Annotated in this window: 11 protein-coding genes and 1 pseudogene; 8 read left to right on the plus strand and 4 right to left on the minus strand. The window is 66.4% G+C overall.

Annotated features, from left to right (window positions below; all coding sequences use genetic code 11):
- The first annotated feature begins 38 nt into the window (after positions 1-38).
- From EJ072_RS12335 to EJ072_RS12370, 8 genes and pseudogenes are all read left to right on the plus strand, one after another.
- On the plus strand, positions 39-2,117 hold the full coding sequence (locus EJ072_RS12335; RefSeq protein ID WP_126079945.1) for an acetate--CoA ligase family protein: 2,079 nt from the start codon (positions 39-41) through the stop codon (positions 2,115-2,117).
- Entirely contained in the window at positions 2,110-2,892 is a 783-nt protein-coding gene (locus tag EJ072_RS12340; RefSeq protein WP_126079946.1) for a carnitinyl-CoA dehydratase, read from the plus strand. The genes EJ072_RS12335 and EJ072_RS12340 overlap by 8 nt, the downstream gene beginning before the upstream one ends.
- Before the next feature lie 26 nt (positions 2,893-2,918).
- Positions 2,919-3,859: pseudogene (locus tag EJ072_RS12345) on the plus strand (alpha/beta hydrolase).
- A 354-nt stretch (positions 3,860-4,213) separates the two neighbouring features.
- A complete protein-coding gene (locus tag EJ072_RS12350; RefSeq protein WP_126079947.1) occupies positions 4,214-6,202 on the plus strand; it encodes a hypothetical protein in 1,989 nt (662 codons plus the stop codon).
- Complete coding sequence (locus tag EJ072_RS12355; protein ID WP_126079948.1) at positions 6,199-9,954, plus strand: hypothetical protein; 3,756 nt, start codon at positions 6,199-6,201, stop codon at positions 9,952-9,954. Before EJ072_RS12350 ends, EJ072_RS12355 begins: the two co-directional genes overlap by 4 nt.
- A gap of 177 nt (positions 9,955-10,131) precedes the next feature.
- On the plus strand, positions 10,132-10,809 hold the full coding sequence (rpe, locus tag EJ072_RS12360) for a ribulose-phosphate 3-epimerase (protein WP_126079949.1): 678 nt from the start codon (positions 10,132-10,134) through the stop codon (positions 10,807-10,809).
- A gap of 259 nt (positions 10,810-11,068) precedes the next feature.
- Positions 11,069-11,806, plus strand: coding sequence for a GntR family transcriptional regulator (locus tag EJ072_RS12365; protein ID WP_126079950.1), 738 nt, complete (start codon positions 11,069-11,071; stop codon positions 11,804-11,806).
- Between the two features lie 107 nt (positions 11,807-11,913).
- Entirely contained in the window at positions 11,914-13,431 is a 1,518-nt protein-coding gene (locus EJ072_RS12370) for a malonyl-CoA synthase (RefSeq protein WP_126079951.1), read from the plus strand.
- A 282-nt stretch (positions 13,432-13,713) separates the two neighbouring features.
- Here EJ072_RS12370 and nagA read toward each other — a convergent pair whose 3' ends face one another.
- The 4 genes from nagA to EJ072_RS12390 are packed head-to-tail and all read right to left on the minus strand — an operon-like array spanning position 13,714 to position 17,556.
- Positions 13,714-14,874 (minus strand): N-acetylglucosamine-6-phosphate deacetylase, encoded by a 1,161-nt coding sequence (nagA, locus tag EJ072_RS12375; RefSeq protein ID WP_126079952.1) that lies wholly within the window; start codon positions 14,872-14,874, stop codon positions 13,714-13,716.
- On the minus strand, positions 14,871-15,902 hold the full coding sequence (locus EJ072_RS12380) for an SIS domain-containing protein (RefSeq protein ID WP_042637388.1): 1,032 nt from the start codon (positions 15,900-15,902) through the stop codon (positions 14,871-14,873). The genes nagA and EJ072_RS12380 overlap by 4 nt, the downstream gene beginning before the upstream one ends.
- Positions 15,899-16,678: a GntR family transcriptional regulator gene (locus tag EJ072_RS12385; protein WP_126079953.1), complete on the minus strand. Its 780-nt coding sequence runs from the start codon at positions 16,676-16,678 to the stop codon at positions 15,899-15,901. The genes EJ072_RS12380 and EJ072_RS12385 overlap by 4 nt, the downstream gene beginning before the upstream one ends.
- Positions 16,675-17,556: an N-acetylglucosamine kinase gene (locus EJ072_RS12390; RefSeq protein WP_126079954.1), complete on the minus strand. Its 882-nt coding sequence runs from the start codon at positions 17,554-17,556 to the stop codon at positions 16,675-16,677. Before EJ072_RS12390 ends, EJ072_RS12385 begins: the two co-directional genes overlap by 4 nt.
- Positions 17,557-17,624 lie beyond the last annotated feature (68 nt).

Raw genomic sequence — 17,624 nt, forward strand, 5'->3', positions numbered from 1 at the left:
GGCTTTGGACGGGAACATGCTCAAACGAAAAGATGACCATGCATAAACTCGAACGTCTCCTGCGCCCCAAATCGATCGCCGTGTTCGGCGGGGCGCAGGCCGCCGCCGTCGTGGCTCAATCGATCAAGATGGGCTTTGCCGGCGAAATCTGGCCGGTGCATCCGACCAAGGATGAGGTCGCCGGCCGCAAGGCGTACCGCTCCGTCGCCGACCTGCCTGGCGCGCCGGACGCCGCCTTTGTCGGCGTTAACCGGCATCTCACCATCGAGGTGATCAAGGCACTGGCCGAGCGCGGCGCCGGCGGCGCCGTCTGCTTTGCCGCCGGCTTCCTCGAGACCGAGGCCTATGACGAGGACGGCGAGCGGCTGCAGGCCGAGCTCGTCGCCGCCGCCGGCCAGATGCCGATCATCGGGCCGAACTGCTACGGCCTGATCAACTATGCCGACGGCGCGCTGCTGTGGCCCGACCAGCATGGCGGCATACGGCTGGCCGAGGGCGGCAAGGGCGTCGCCATCATCACGCAGTCGTCCAACATCGCCATCAACATGACGATGCAGAAGCGCGGCCTGCCGATCGCCTTCCTGATGACGGCGGGCAACCAGGCGCAGACCGGGCTCTCCGAAATGGCGCTCGGCCTCATCGAGGACGAGCGCGTCACTTCGCTCGGCCTGCATATCGAGGCCTTCGATTCGGTGGCGGGCTTCGAAAGGCTGGCGGCCCGGGCGCGCGAACTGAAGAAGCCGATCATTGCCATGAAGGTCGGCCGCTCCGAACAGGCAAGGCAGGCGACGGTATCGCACACCGCCTCACTCGCCGGCTCCGACGCCGCTTCCGGCGCTTTCCTCAGGCGGCTCGGCATCGCGCGCGTCGATTCCATCCCCGCCTTCATCGAGGCGCTGAAGCTTTTGCACATCACCGGGCCGCTGCCGGGCTACAAGCTGTCCTCGATGAGCTGCTCCGGCGGTGAGGCTTCGGTGATGGCGGACAGCGCCGAGGGGCGCTGGGTGCATTTCCCGGCCCTGACGGCCGAGCATCGCGCGCATGTCAAATCGACGCTCGGCCCGCTGGTGGCGGTTGCCAATCCGCTCGACTACCACACTTTCATCTGGAACAACGAGCCGGCGATGACCGCGACCTTCACCGCGATGGTGTCGGGCGGTTTTGACTTGAACATGCTGGTGCTCGACTTCCCGCGCCCGGACCGCTGCTCGGACGTCGACTGGTGGGCGACGCTGCGCGCCTTCGAAGCGGCGCTGAAGACCAACAGGGCGCAAGGCGCGATCGTCTCCTCGCTGCCGGAAAACCTGCCGGAGGAATACACTGCAGGCCTGATGGCGCGGGGCATGGTGCCGTTGTTCGGCATTTCCGAAGCCATGGATGCCGCCCAGGCCGCCGCTTTCATCGGCTGGGCCTGGCGCGAGCCGCAGGCGCAGCCAGTCGACACGACGGCCGCCGGTGCGTCCGAGGCCAAGCGCGTGACGCCGGACGAGGCCGAAGCCAAGGAAAGGCTGATCAAGGCCGGCCTGTCGGTGCCGAAGGGCGAGCGCGCCTCCAATGCGGTCGAGGCGGTGATCTCCTCCATGACGCTCGGCTTCCCGGTCGCTCTCAAGGCGCTCGGCGTGACGCACAAGTCGGAAGTCGGCGCCGTCAGGCTGAACCTCAAGGATGCCGAATCCGTCAGCGCCGCCGCGCACGACCTTCTGCCGCTCGGCACCGGGCTCTATGCCGAGCGCATGGTGCGCGACGGCGTCGCCGAGCTGATCGTCGGCTTCACCCGCGACCCGATGTTCGGCGTGGTGATGACGCTGGGCACCGGCGGCGTGCTGGTGGAACTTCTGCGCGACAGCGTGACGCTGATGCTGCCGGCGACGCGCGACGACATCGAGGCGGCATTGCGTGGGCTGAAGCTCTATCCTCTCCTCGAGGGCTATCGCGGCCGGCCGAAGGCCGACGTCAACGCCGCCATCGACGCCATCTCCGGCATTGCCGACTTCGTGCAGAAGAACGAAGGCGAGATCGAGGAACTCGACATCAACCCGCTCATCGTCTGCGCCGAAGGCAAGGGCGCATGGATCGCGGACGCCCTCTTGGTGCTTGGAGAAAAGAAGAATGGCTGACGTCATCACCACCCGCCGCGAAGGCGCGATCCTCGAGGTCACGCTCGACCGGCCGAAGGCCAACGCCATCGACCTCAAGACATCGCGGCTGATGGGCGAGACCTTCAAGGCGTTCCGCGACGATCCGGAGCTGCGCGTCGCCATCGTCAAGACGGCCGGCGACAAGTTCTTCAGCGCCGGCTGGGACCTGAAGGCGGCGGCAGCCGGGGATGCGGTCGACGGCGACTATGGCGTCGGCGGCTTCGCCGGGCTGCAGGAACTGCGCGACCTCAACAAGCCGGTGATCGCCTGCGTCAACGGCATGGCGGTGGGCGGCGGTTTCGAGCTGGCGCTGTCCTGTGACCTCATCTACGCCTCGGACCATTCCTCCTTCGCGCTGCCCGAGATCCGCGCCGGCACGCTTGCCGACGCCGCGACCATCAAGCTGCCGAAGCGCATTCCCTACCACATCGCCATGGACCTCCTGTTCACCGGCCGCTGGATGGATGTCGCCGAAGCGCATCGCTGGGGCCTGGTCAACGAGGTGCTGCCCAAGGACAAGCTGGAAGAGCGCGTCTGGGAGATCGCAAGGCTTTTGGCCAGCGGTCCGCCGCTGGTCTTCGCCTCGATCAAGGAGACGGCGCGCGTGGCCGAGGCGCTGACCTTCCAGGACGCCATGAACAAGGTGACAAGGAGGCAACTGCCGACGGTCGATATCCTCTACGGGTCGGAAGACAATATTGAAGGCTTCCGGGCGTTCGCCGAGAAGCGCGATCCGGTGTGGAAGGGACGATAACGTCGGAGATAACGGCGTCATCCATCATGACCGACTACAGAACCCTCATCGACGCGGAAACGTGGGCCTTTATCGAGAAGACCAACTCCTATTATCCGCCGGACACGATCGACTACACGATCGAAGAGCAGCGGGCGATCTACGACCGGATGTGCCGGGAGTTCTTTGCCGGCTACCCCCAAGGCGTGACGGCGGAGACGACTGTCGTTGCCGCGCCGACCAACAGCATCTCGATCCGCGTCTACCGCAACGCCGTTCCGAACAAGGCCGCGATGGTGCTCTATATCCATGGCGGCGGCTTCATCCTTGGCGGGCTGGACAGCCATGACGATGTCTGCGCCGAGCTTTGCGCCCGCACCGGCTTCGATGTGGTCTCGCTCGATTACCGGCTGGCGCCGGAGCATCTGCACCCGGCGGCCTTCGACGACGCCATGGACGCCTTCGAATGGGCCGCCAAGACCTATGACTGCCCGGTCCTGCTCTGCGGCGACAGCGCCGGCGGCAATCTCTGCGCGGCGGTTGCGCATGCGACGCGCGGCCATGCCAAGAAGCCGGCCGGCCAGGTGCTGATCTATCCCGGCCTCGGCGGCGACCACTCGAAGGGCTCTTACGTTACGCATGCCGAGGCGCCGATGCTGACCTTGCGCGACCTCGACTTCTACAAGCATGTCCGCACTGGCGGCGTCGACTTGACCGGCGACATCACGCTCTACCCGCTCGCCGACGCCGATTTCGCAAACCTGCCGCCGACCGTGCTGATCACCGCGCAATGCGACCCGCTGTCATCCGACGGCGAAGCCTATCGCGACCGCATCGTCGCGGCTGGCGGGCACGCCTTCTGGTTCGAGGAGCCGGGCTGGTGCATGGATACCTCAGGGCCCGGCACATGGTGGGCCGGGCGCGGACCAGCTTCACCCGCATCGTCGAGGCGGTTTCGGCGCTCGGGCGCGGCGACTGGATCTGGTGACATCCCAGGGCGCTTTCCGCTCCGCTATCCTGACATGAACCTTTCCCCGCCGGCGGGCGACTGACGGCCAGGCGCCGCGATGGTGCGGCCCGGAAAGGAAAGCCGCCATGACAAAAACCCAGAGACTTCGCGGTCTCCGGGAACAGCGGGAGTCCGGCGCGATCACCGCCTTCGGGATGGGGTCGACGCGCTAGGCTTCCGGCTGATTCCGTTGACCCTGCCCGGCAGCCGGCGTATCGTCGCAAAGAGGAAAACAGACAATTCGATCGGGGAAGAACGTGCCGCAACGCCGCGCCTTGCCCTGGTTGGCGCGGCAAGAACGGACGTTTCTCCCAGCGGCTTCGGGGGAGTTCAATGTCTGGCGTTCGCGGCTCGTTCCTGCGTTCCCGTGGCGGCCGTTTGCGCCGCGCAATCGCGACAGGCAGCGGAATTCTCGCTTTGGCGCTGTCCGCCGGCTTGTGGCTCGGCGGCGCGGCGAAGGCGCAGGAGATCATCTATCCCGGATCGATGGCGGTCACCGGCTTTCCGGGCACCATCATTCCCGATTTCGACCCTCCCGATTCCGAAAAGGGGGGTCTGCCGCCCGGCGTCGACCCGGTCGACGAGACCTTCATCGACACGTCGCGCGCATCCTTGCGCATTTTCAACGTCTCGCATCTCGGGGGACCGGCTTCCGGCCAGCTTGTCTTCACGCCGCCGCCCTTCGAGGTGACGGCCGGCCAGATCGGCGAGGTGTTCGGCCTCGCCTATGACGATGGCGTGCGCGACGGCGTGCCGTCGGGCGTTCCCAACCTCTATGCGGCCGCGACCTCGCTGCACGGCGTCGAGATCGTCACCTCGGACGCGGACAGTGATGGAAGGCCGGAACGGCAGCGCCGCGGCGCCGCGGGCGCGGTCTTCATGGATGGCCAGTTCGGTACCGAGAATGGAGGCGGCCCGGGCACGATCTGGAAGATCGACGGCATCACGGGTGCCGTCTCCAAATTCGCCGACATCGACACCAACAGCGGGCCAGGCATCGGCAACCTCGCCTTCGATCCGACCCATCGCGATTTCTTCGCTTCGGATCTCGACACGGGGCTCATTCAGCGCATCGATATCGAGGGCAATCCGATCGACAGCTTCGACCATGGCATCGCCGGGCGCCCGGCGCATGGGTTGGCCCCGGTCGCCGACGACGGCGTCCCAATGGACATCCAGGGCGCGGCCTTCGACGCCGAAGACCCCGCGACCTGGGGTTACACGCAGGATGCGCGCCGGGTCTGGGCCGTCTCCTATCATGGCGGCCGGCTCTACTATTCCGTCGGCGAGAAGGCCGAAATCTGGTCGGTCGGCATTGCGAGCGACGGAAGCTTCGCAGGCGATCCGCGCTGGGAGCTGACGGTCAAGGCGGACCAGGATTATGCGGTCACCGACATCGCCTTCGACAACAAGGGCTTCATGTATCTCGCCCAGCGCGGCCCGATCGAAAATCGCTATGATTACAGCCGCTTCGCCTCCTCCGGCAAAGGCGAGCTGATCCGCTACTGGCGCGAGGACCCGGACGATCCGGCGACGGAATCGGCCTGGGTCGAGGTTCCATCGGAATATGCGATCGGCTTCCCGCAGGGCAATCGCCAGTCGGCCGGCGGCGTCGACCTGCAATATCGCTATGATGCCGAAGGCAATCTCGACACGTCCGTCTGCACCGACACCGTCGTCAACACCGGCGACAAATTGCGCGACAATCCGGAGCTTGCCGAGCGGCTCGCCGCCGGCGGGCCGCTTGCCGTGCATGGCGTGCAGCTGACCCCGAGCGGGCTGGTCAAGCCGGCCAACGTGCCGCCCTTCGGCTCCTGGTTCGTCGATTTCGACGGCTATTTCGAGGACCCGGACGTGCAAGGCCATGTCGGCGACGTCAGGGTCTGGCGTCCTTGCGAGGGCCGCGCCGGCTATTACGAGGAAATCCCCGGCGGCTATCTGCCTCCGTTCTATCCGCCCGACTTCCCGCCGCCCGGCAACCTGCCGCCCTGCGTCGATGTTGAGGACGTGCATTACTACTGCACGCCGCGCGGGCTGCGGGCCGAACTCACTCTCCATGACCACGCCGGCTTCGGCGGCGATTCCATCAAGGCGCAGTCCAGGACGCCCGGCGTCGGGGTGACCACCCCCATGTCGCATGTCCCGGGCAAGCCCTACACGGTCGACATCACCGGCCATGATCCGGGCGATACCGTCAATGTCGGGCTCTGCTTCTACCGCAAGTCCGACCAGGACAAGGGCGGCTACTACCCTTGCTGCAAGATGACACTGCCGCTCAGAACGCCAGCCGTCGACTGCGAAGTGCCGAGGAGGGAAAGATGAGCGATCTCGCCCACTCCCGCTTCGCCTCGCGCGAAACCGTCTTGGAAACGATCATGAAGCCCCTGTCATATGCCAGGCGCGGCGCGCGCTGGCTGATGGCGGCCGGTATCGCGGTCGCCATGATGCCGGCTCTGCCGGCTGTCGCCCAGGACCAGGCTCCGGCCACGACCAGCCAGGCCGCCAATCCGGCGTCACGCGGCATCAACGCGGAACTTGCGCGGATCGTGCCGTTCTTCACCAAGAAAGGCGGCCAGAGAAGCTGCGATACGGTCGAATATGTCCTGAGCTTCGGCATCCATGGCGACCCGCAGGATTTCGACCGGCCAAGCGTGGCGGCCTTGCTCAAGGCGACAAGGCTCGATTTCAGGGACCAGCTGCCGCACGGCCTGCAGATCGTCAGCGTCAATGTCGCCGGCGACGGCACCAGCGCCTCCGGCGGACCGCTGCCGGCTGCTTCGATCAGCACGTCGGCGGGTCCGAACGACACGGCGAGCGTCTCCAATTTCCGCATCAGCGCTGCCAACCTCGATGGCGCGGGTGCTGCGAACGAACGCGTCATCACCTTCCGGATCACCGCCAAGATAGACCATGCGGCCTTCCCCGCACCGGCAACGGTCGACAACCAGGGAGAGATCAAGGTTTCGCTGCGAGGCGGGCCGGCAACGACCATCCCCTCGCAGGATCCGGACAAGCTAGACGACGGCGATTTCCTCACCGGGGTGAAAACCTCGATCAGGATCGACCTGACCAAATGCAACCCGCCGCCTCCGCCTCCCGGCAAGGAATGCTTCAAGGTCGAGCGCGGCACTGTCGATTGCGTGCCCCGCGGCGGCGCCTTCGTCTACCACATGCCGGTCGGACCGGAGATGGGCGGCAAATGGGTGCAGGTGGCGACGACCACGCCCGGCATCAGCATCGTTCCCGACACGCAGAAAGTGCCGGTCGGCGGCGGCGTGCTGAACTGGAAGATCATCGGCGCCTCGCCCGGCGAGACCATCCACCTCATCGTCACCGGCATCGAGACCTATGCCGGGCCGAAGGCGGGCTGGGGGCTCTGCTGCACGCAGGTCATCGACATCGTCATCCCGCGTGATCTGAGATGCCCGCCGAAGGACAAGGAGCCGGACCTCAAGGTCGAGAAGCATGCCGACGTGCCGCGCTGCACGATGGCCGGCGGCTGCGACTTCACCATCACCGTCACCAATGTCGGCGACGCGCCCTATAACGGCAAGATCGTGCTCGACGAGGTGACGTTGCCGGCAGGCTCGGTGCTGACTTCAGGGCCGAATGCGCCCTGGGTCTGCGTGCCCGGCACGACGCCGATGACCTGCACCTATCCGGTAACGACGCTCAACCCCGGCGCCGCGGTCAACCTCAAGCTCGGTTTCAAGCCGGCGGGCGGCTGGCAGGGCGGCGCGTTGCGCAACTGCGCCGCCTATGACTACCAGGCCAGCGGCAAGCCGCTGTTCGGCAGCCAGCAGAACGACCGCGGCTGCGCTTCGATCCCGATCTGCAGCCGTGGCGATCGCGATCCGCAGTGCAATCCGCCGGTCGAGAAGAAGGTCGACCTGATCCTGAAGAAGCGCGCCCGCACCCCGGTCTGCACGCCGGACGGCGTTTGCTCTTTCGTGATCGACATCATCAACAACGGCACCGGCACCTATAACGGGCCGCTGACGGTGATCGACACCTATCCGGGCGGCGCGCCGACCTCGTCGACCTTCGGGCCGAGCCTGCCATGGGCTTGCGGACCGAACGGGCCTGGACAGTTCCGCTGCGACAATGCCGGCATCGCGCTACCTCCGGGCGCCTCGACGCCGATCGTCGTCAAGGCGGTGATGCCGGCAAACTACCGGCCGGACACGGTCGAGAACTGCGCCGAGGTGAAAGGCATTCCCGGCGAGGTCGACCTCGCCAATAACAAGGCCTGCGCGACCGAGCGCATCCGCCATCCGAATGGCGGTCAGCCCGGCCTGCGCATCACCAAGACATGCGGCGGCTCGCTGGCCGGTGCCGCGGCTGTTTCCTGCCGGATCACCGTCACTAATGCCGGCAGCGCGGCCCCAACTGGCCCGGTGCGGGTCAGCGATGCCGCCACGCTGGTGTCGGGCGGAGCGCCTGTCCAGATTCAAACCGTCACCCCTGACGGTGCGGACTGGGCTTGCGGTCCGGTGCCTGCAAACACGCTGTCGTGTCAGATTCCCGGCGCCGTGATGACGCCCGGAACCAGCCGGCACTTGGACGTGACGGTGAGCGGCAATGGCGCGTTCGAGAACTGCGCGCGTGGCAGTTTTGGGCCGGCGCCGGGCGACGACATCGTCTACCCGATCGGTCAGCCCTGCGCGAAGGGCGGCGGCGCCTCCACCATCCGCGTCGAGAAGACCGGCGATGCCGAATGCCAGCCGGGAGAACCATGCTCGTTCGAGATCACCATCACGAATGACGGGCCGAACCCCTTCTCGGGTCCAGTCCGCATCGGCGATGCGATCGGCGTGGAGGGTCTCGGCCGGCTGGAAGACGTTCCGATCACGTCGATCGACCCACCCTTCGGCTGTTCGCCGGAGCCGACGACGCTGCCGGCATCCTGCATCGCCAATCTGACGCTGGGCGCCGGCGAAAGCCACAGCCACCACGTCACCGTGATCCTTCCCGAGGATGGGCGTCTTGCCGCTCTGCAGGGCACGGTCAGCGGACAGAACTGCGTCGGCGTGCTTCCTCCGAACACGCCGGTGCAAGGCGGCGGCGACGTGCTGTCGCGCGACCTGACCACCAACCAGGGCGATCGCGGCAAGGCTTATGCGTGCCATCCCTTCACCACCCGGCACGAGGTGAAGAACCAGTGCTTGTATGGACTGGTGATGAACTCGGCCGGCCGTTGCGTCTGCCCGGAGGGCACCACCTTCCGCAATGGCCAGTGTTCGGGCAGCGGGGGCACGTCCGGCGGAGGCACCAAGCTCCTGCCGCTGCCGCCACCGCCGCGCTGCGTCCTGCTGCAGGGCCAGATCCGGACGGCGGACGGACGTTGCGTCTGCCCGCGCGGCACCGATCTGGAGAACGGCAAATGCGTGCGGAGCGACATACCGGAAGAGTCGCAGTGCACGCTGCGTCCCGGCCAATACCGCGACGAGAACGGCAACTGCGTGTGCCGCCGCGGCGAGCTGGTCAACGGCGTTTGCCAGGTCGCTCCACCGAAGTGCACGATCCGTGGCGCGGTGCCGACATCGAACGGCTGCACCTGCCCGGACGGGACGCATCTCGACCGCGCGGCCAAGGCTTGCGTGCCTGACCGGCAGCCGCCTGCCCAGTGCCGCATCCGCGGCCAGGTGCGCAACGCCGATGGCGATTGCGTCTGCCCGAAGGGGACGGCGCTGAAGGGCAAGGCTTGCACGCCGATCAGGAAGCCGCAGACGTGCTCGATCCGCGGCCAGGTCCTCAACAAGCGCGGCGCCTGCGTGTGTCCGCGCGGCACCGAGGTGATAGAAGGCAGATGCGGCACGTTCGAAGACGCTGAATGCGCTCCGGGCTCGCAGATGATCGACGGCATTTGCCAGCCGATTATCAGGCGGCGCTGCCCGGTCGGCACGACCGGACGGTATCCGGATTGCTTCCCGATCCGCCGGCAGCCGGGCCTGGGGATCAATCCGAACCTGCTGCTCAACCCAAACATCCTGCAGCAGCTGGTGCCGCAGCGACAGCCGCGGCGTGTGCTGCAGGACCCGGCGGGCGCCAACATCCAGAACTTCAAGCCGTAAACCAGGCGGCTGAAGACCAAGACCCGCCGGAGCGATCCGGCGGGTCTTTCTTGTCCCGCGCTTCCCCTTTCGGCATCTTCCTCCTGTTAGCCGCATTTCCGCAACTCCAAGTGATTCCACTTGGGCGCAAAATGCTCTAGGCAATCCGAGATTTGCATCCGCAACAGAGGCCGCACCATGAGCAAGAAGACCCTGATCGCACCGTCGGTGCTGGCATCGGATTTTTCGAAGCTGGGTGATGAGGTCGAGGCCGTCGCGGCGGCCGGCGCCGACTGGATCCATCTCGACGTGATGGACGGCCATTTCGTGCCCAACATCACCTTCGGCCCGCCGGTGATCAAGGCGATCCGCAACCGCACCAAGGCCTTTTTCGACTGCCATCTGATGATCGCGCCGGCCGATCCTTACCTGGCGGCTTTCGCCGAGGCCGGCTGCGACGGCATGACGGTGCATGCCGAGGCCGGGCCGCATCTCGACCGCTCGCTGCAGACCATCAAGAGCCTCGGCAAGAAAGCCGGCGTTTCGCTGAACCCGGCGACGCCGGAGACGGCGATCGAATATGTGCTCGACCGGCTCGACCTGATCCTGATCATGACCGTCAATCCGGGGTTCGGCGGGCAGGCCTTCATCCCGGCGATCGTCGACAAGGTGAGGCGGGTGAAGGCGCTGATCGGCAGCCGGCCGATCCATATCGAGATCGACGGCGGCGTCTCGGCCGAGACCGCGCCGCTGGTAACTGCGGCCGGCGCCAATGTGCTGGTGGCGGGCGCCGCCGTCTTCAAGGGCGGCAGCGTCGAAGCCTACAGGGCAAACATTGAAGCGATTCGCACGGCTGCCGACAAGGCTGCCAGTTAATATACAACCGGCCCGCCTCTCGCCCGAGTTCCAAAGCCGAAGCGCTCATTGAACGACTGTTCAGTATATATAACGCCGTGCAGGAATAGCGGTTTCTTTGTCGAGATTCTACTTCACACATTCAATAGACCAGCCGCCTTGTCTTAAAGTCGAATATCATCTACCGCTTGAGCCCACCTTGCCCGGCTGTATGATACATGTACGGGAAATTGCTTGACCGAGGGACCCTGACAAAACTGGGCAAGCATTAGGAGTTCATTTGACACACGGAACTGCCGATGCGGGCGACGGCAAGGGCGCCAAGAGCACGCTGGCCAGTTCAGTATACCAAAAGCTCCGCGACGATCTTTTGCGCGGCGCGCTGGAGGCCGAGAGCAAGCTGCGTGTCGAATGGGTGGTTTCGCGCTACGGGGCGGGCGCCTCACCGGTGCGCGAGGCCCTCAACCGCCTTGCCGCCGAGGGCCTGCTCGGGCGGCATGACCAGCGCGGCTTCTTCCTCATGCCGGTCGGCGCCGCGGAACTGGAGGAATTGACGCGGACGCGCTGCTGGATGGAGGAACGGGCACTGCGCGAATCCATTGCGCACCGCACGGCCGAATGGGAAGAACAGCTGGTGCTGGCCCTCCACCGCCTGGCCCGCGCCGAGTGTCGCCTGCCGGAGGATCCCTCGACCAACGATCCGGAATGGGAGAAGCTGCACCGCGCCTTTCATCGGGCGCTGATCGCGGCTTGCCGCTCGCACTGGCTGATCGGCTTCTGCGAACAGCTTTCCGACCAGGCTTCGCGTTACCGGCTGATCTCGCAAAACGGGCCGGGCATGGGCCGCGACGATCTCGGCGAGCACCGCATCATCGCCGAGCGCACGCTGGATGGCGACGCCGACGGCGCCGTCGAGGCGCTTCTCAACCACTACCGCCTCACCGCCGCGATGTGCATGGAACGCTTCGCCCAGGGCTATGATCCGAGGGCCGGTATTGCCAAGGCGCGCCGCAGATAGCGACGGAAACCCGCCCACGGTCTTTTTGCTCCGGCGGCCAAATCTGCTATTCGCTCAGGCGAGCGCGACGCATGTGCCATTCGGCGTCCGCGCCTGAGGAACCCTGCATGACCAATCATCTGTTCGACGCGTTCCGTTCCCGCATGCCGGCTCCCGACCGACTGCTGATGGAGACGGATGACGGCCGTTCGATCAGCTATGGCGACATGCTGGCGAAGTCGGCGCAACTGGCGCATGCGCTGGTGCAGGCCGGCGTCGAGCCGGGCGACCGCGTCGCGGTCCAGGTCGAGAAGAGCCCGGAGGCGGCGCTGCTCTATCTCGCCTCGTTGCGTGCCGGCGCGGTCTTCCTGCCGCTCAACACGGCCTACACGCTGCCCGAACTCGACTATTTCTTCCGCGACGCCGAGCCGAAGCTGATCGTGTGCGATCCGGACCGTCTTGCCGGCGTCGAGCCGCTTGCCGCGTCGATCGGCGCCACGATGCTCACGCTCGGCCGTGAGGGACAGGGAACGCTGGCCAGCCAGGCTTCGCGGCAGGCGACGCAGTTCAGCGACCTCGCGCGCGGGCCGGACGATCTTGCCGCCATCCTCTACACGTCGGGCACCACCGGCCGCTCCAAGGGCGCGATGCTTAGCCACGAGAACCTTGCCTCCAACGCCCGCGTGTTGGTCGAGCAGTGGCGCTTCGGCGCCGACGACGTGCTGATCCACGCGCTGCCAATCTTCCACACGCACGGCCTGTTCGTCGCCACCAACGTTATCCTGATGGCCGGCGCGACAATGTTGTTCGAGCAGAAATTCGACCCGGCGCGCATCCTGTCGCTGATGCCGCGCGCGACGGCCTTGATGGGCGTGCCGACCTTCTATGTGCGGCTGCTGCAGCAGGAGGGGCTGACGCGCGAGGCTGCGAAGACAATCCGGGTGTTCATCTCCGGCTCGGCGCCGCTGCTCGCCGAGACGCACAAGGCCTGGCGCGAGCGCACCGGCCACGCCATCCTCGAGCGCTACGGCATGACCGAGACCAACATGAACACGTCCAATCCCTATGACGGCGAGCGGCGCGCCGGAACGGTCGGCTTCCCCTTGCCCGGCGTCTCGCTGCGCATCGCCGATCGCGAGACGGCCAGGCCGCTCGCCCAGGGCGAGATCGGCATGATCGAGGTCAAGGGGCCGAACGTCTTTGCCGGCTATTGGCGCATGCCCGAGAAGACCAAGGCCGAGTTCCGCGACGACGGCTTCTTCATCACCGGCGACCTCGGCCTGATCGACGCCGACGGCTATGTCCACATCGTCGGACGCGGCAAGGACCTGATCATCTCCGGCGGCTACAATGTCTATCCGAAGGAGATCGAGAGCGAGATCGACGCGCTCGACGGCGTCAGCGAAAGCGCGGTGATCGGCGTCGCCCATCCTGATTTCGGCGAGGGCGTCACCGCTGTCGTGGTGCGCAAGCTGGGATCGGTGATTGACGCCTCAGACATTGCCGGCGCTATTGCTAGCCGGCTGGCGAAATACAAGCATCCGAAGCAGGTGATCTTCGTCGACGAACTGCCGCGCAACACGATGGGCAAGGTGCAGAAGAACGTGCTGCGCGAGGCGTATAAGGATATCTACGTAGCGCGTTGAGCCGGCTAATTACTATCGAGCGGCGGGCCTCGGAGATTGGCCGAGGCGCCCATCGGGGTCGTCATCCTAGGAGCAAGGAGCAAAGCGACGCGCGCAGACCCTAGGATCCATTCCGTAACGCTACCGCGCTGCTAACATGGCAGAATTCTGCACCGTTGCACTCTACATCACAGGTCACGGAATGGATCCTCGGGTCAAGCCCGAGGATGGCGACGCGCTAAAGGCTTCGCACAATCGCGAACGTTTGCGTGGGTTTCCCGACTGACGATGGGATCGAGAGGCCTACGCTCCAAAAACCTTCTCGCCACCGATCCAGACATTCTTGACATCCAGATCCTCCGACAGCCCAACAATGTCGGCAGCTGTCCCGTTGGCGAACCGCCCGAGCCGGTGCGGCTGGCCGATTGCCTCGGCGGGATAGAGCGAGGCCATGCGCAAGGCCTCGTCGAGATCGAGCCCGATGACGCGATGGACGAAGCGGATGGCGGAGATCATGTCCAGGTCGGCGCCGGCCAGCGTGCCGTCGGCGAGCCTGAGGCTCCCGTCCTTGCGGTAGATGGTGCGGCCGTTCAGCGTGAACGACGTCATGTCGGTGCCGATCGTCGCCATGGCGTCGGTGACCAGCACGATCTTGCCTGGCCCCTGCTTGCCGCGCAGCGCGAGGATCATCGTCGCCGGATTGACATGGATGCCGTCGGCGATGATGCCGGCATACAGACCACCGCTATCGATCGCAGCGCCCGCCAGGCCCGGCTCGCGGTTGCCGATCTGGCTCATGGCGTTGAAGAGATGCGTCACCACCGTGGCGCCGGCGGCGGCGTAGGCGCTGGCCGTCGCGTAATTTGTATCGCTATGGCCGAGGCTCACGATAACGCCGGCCTTGGCCAGCGCGGTGACACGGACCGGTTCGACCGATTCCGGCGCGATCGTGGTGAGCAGCACCGGCAGGTCCTGGCGCGCGGCGATGAGCGCGGCCTGGTCGGCGTCGGTCATCGGCCGGATCAGCGCCGGATCATGCGCGCCCTTGCGGGCCAGGGAAAGATGCGGCCCTTCCAGATGCAGGCCGAGGAAGCCCGGCACCTTTTCCCGGGCCGCCTCGCCGCCCGCAGCGATGGCGGCGGCGGTAATCGCCGGCGTGTCGGTGATCAGCGTCACCAGCAGCGCCGTGGTGCCGAAAGGCGCATGCGCCCGGCAGATCGTCTCTATCGAGGCGACGTCGGGATGGTCGTTGAGCATGACGCCGCCGCCGCCATTGACCTGGATGTCGACGAAACCGGGCACCAGCAGGCCGCCGCCGGTCTCGACCACCGGAACGCCGGACGGAATGGCGCCGGCGGGCAGGATGGCCTCGACCAGGTCGCCCTTGACGACAAGGGCGGCGTTGTCATGCCAGTCGGCGCCGTCGAAGATGCGGGCGCCGGTGAGCGCGAAACGGTTGCTCATACGGTTTCCGTCACCTTGCGCAGATTGCGCGGCGTATCCGGGTCGAGGCCGCGATGACGCGCGAAGGCCTCGACGAAGCCATAGAAGGACACGATCAGCGGCAGCGGATCGGTAAGCGGATGGCCGGTAGCGACATGGGGAAGAAGCCTCGCGGCCTTGGCCTTGTCGGAGGTGATGAAGGCGGCGGCGCCCTTGGCCGTCAGACCATCAGCCGCCTCGGCGACCGAGGGTTCCGACGCGTCTCGCGCGGCAAGCGCCAGCACCGGGAACCCCGGTCCGACCAGTGCCAGCGGCCCATGCATGACTTCCGCCGCGCTGTAGGCCTCGGCATGCATGGCGCAGGTTTCCTTGAATTTCAGCGCCGCCTCGCTGGCGATGGCGAAGGAGGGGCCACGGCCGAGGATGAAGAGCGACTGCGGATCCTCCAAGGCGCCGGCGAGCGCCATCCAGTCGCAGGCGATCGCCTTCTCGAAATGGGCCGGCAGGCCGGCGAGCGCCTTGAGCAGTGCCTGGTCGTCGGTGGCGTGCGCCATCAGCGCGAGGCCGGCGACGGCCGAATTGACGAAGGTCTTGGTGGCCGCGACGGAGCGCTCCGGCCCGGCGAGGATATCGATGGCGTAATCGGAAGCCCGCGCGAGCGGCGAGTCGGCCGTGTTGGTGATGGCGACGGTGAGCGCGCCGCCGGCCCGCGCCGTTTCGGCCATGGCGACGATGTCCGGGCTCTTGCCCGACTGCGAGACCGCCAGGCAGGCGGAACCACGGAGTCTCAACTTGGCGCCGTAGATCGAAGCGATCGACGGCCCGACGGAAGCGACCGCAAGGCCGGCCGTCAGCTCGACGGCATATTTCATGAAGGTCGCGGCATGGTCGGACGAGCCGCGCGCCACGGTGACGACGAATTGCGGGTCACGCTCGCGCAGGCCGCGACCGGCCTCGGCCAAAGCCGAAGCCGAGCCGTCGAGAAGGCGGGCGGCGGCTTCAGGGATCTCGTCGATCTCGCGCCGCATATGGGTGGTGGTGGCGCTCATGGCCGGATCTCCTCTCCCGGCCCGGTCAGCCGGAGTTCCGCGACGAAATCATAGGCGTCGCCCCTGTAGACTGAGCGGGTGAACTCGATCACCTTGCCGCTCGCCAGATACGAAATGCGCTCGATCTGCAGTCCGGCAACCCTCGGCGGCACTTCCAGGAGGCGCGCATCGGCATCGCCGAGATTGGTGGCCGAGATGCGCTGCACGGCGCGCACCGGACGATTGCCAGTCATGCCAAGCGCGGCGTAGAGCGAGGAGCCGATCGCTTCGGGATCGGGCAGAACGCTGGCCGAGAGCGCCGCGCGCTCGATCGCCAGCGGCGTGTCGTCGGCGATGCGCAGGCGCGCGACGCGGGCCACCAGCTCGGTCGAGGAAAGGCCGAGCACCATCATCTCGTCGGGCGACGGCGCATAGAGGCCGCGGTCGAGCCAGACCGAACGCACCGTCATGCCGCGGCGCGCCATGTCCTCGGTGAAGGAAGTGAGCCGGGACAGCGACTGCTCGACGCGCTCCATGCGCGGCGCGACGAAGGTGCCCGAGCCGTGGCGCTGGATGAGGATGCCGCCCTTGACGAGGTCCTGCACCGCCTTGCGCACGGTGACGCGCGAGATATCGGCCTTGCTGGCGATGTCGCGCTCCGACGGCAGCGCGTCGCCGGGACCGATCAGGCCGCGATTGACCGCTTCCTCGATGCTTTTCCGCAGTTGCAGATAAAGCGGCGCGCCGCTCTGCGAGGATTGTTTCAGCATGGCGAATATCTGGTCGGCGGCGCTCATCGGGCGGCCTCCGAACCATTGGCGAAGACGCGCGCGGCCATCTGAACGGCGCCGCCCAGCGCATCGTCGAGCGGGGCTTTGAGCAGCGCCTGATAACGCGCCGAAAGGCGCGGCGCGTAAAGCGGCGCCAGGCCGCCGAGCAGGCAGACCGGCGCGTCGTCGGCAAGATCGAGCGCTCCGAGCGAAGCCTCGACATCGGCCACAGCCTTGGCGAGGATGAAATTGGCGACGAGATCGCCCTTTTCGGCATGCTCGAAAACCTTCGGCGCGAAGCCGCCGAAATCGCCGGGCTTGGCGTTGGTGGTGAATTCGACCACGTCTTCCGGATTGTTGCGGAAGACCGCGAGCATGGCGTCGGTCAAGGGCGAGCCCGGACGGATGCCGTCATAGGCAAGCAGCGTCTGTTCCAGCAGGTCGCGGCCGATGCGGGCGCCGCTGCCCTGGTCGCCGACCTGGAAGCCCCAGCCGCCGATGGCGCGGGACTTGCCCTCTTTACGCGCCATATAGGCGGTGCCTGTGCCCAGGATGGCCATGGCGCCGTCACCGGAGCCGACCGCCCCCTCGAGCGCGATCTCGGCATCGGTTTCGACGCGGCTTCGGCTGAAGGGCAGGATTGCTTCGAGCTGCTGCCGGTAGGTGCCGACATTGGCGCCGGCCAACCCGAGAATGGCCGGTGTTTGCGGGATCAAATCCGGATCCGCGCCAGCCGCAAGGAAAGCCTGCCTGGCCGCTTCGATGATGTTGGCGCGGGCGCCGGTGAGATCGGTGCGGATGTTGGCGGCGCCGCTCTTGGCGCGGCCGACGACAACGCCGTCGACGGTCGCAAGGGCCGCCCTGCAGCTGGTGCCGCCGCCATCGATGCCAAGCACGAATTTCACGCGATTTCTCCTCGGGGCCGGATAATACCAATAAAATACCAATAGCCAAGAGTTAATTTCGGTTCAAA

Source organism: Mesorhizobium sp. M2A.F.Ca.ET.046.03.2.1, from assembly GCF_003952425.1.
In the GTDB taxonomy this organism is placed as follows: domain Bacteria; phylum Pseudomonadota; class Alphaproteobacteria; order Rhizobiales; family Rhizobiaceae; genus Mesorhizobium.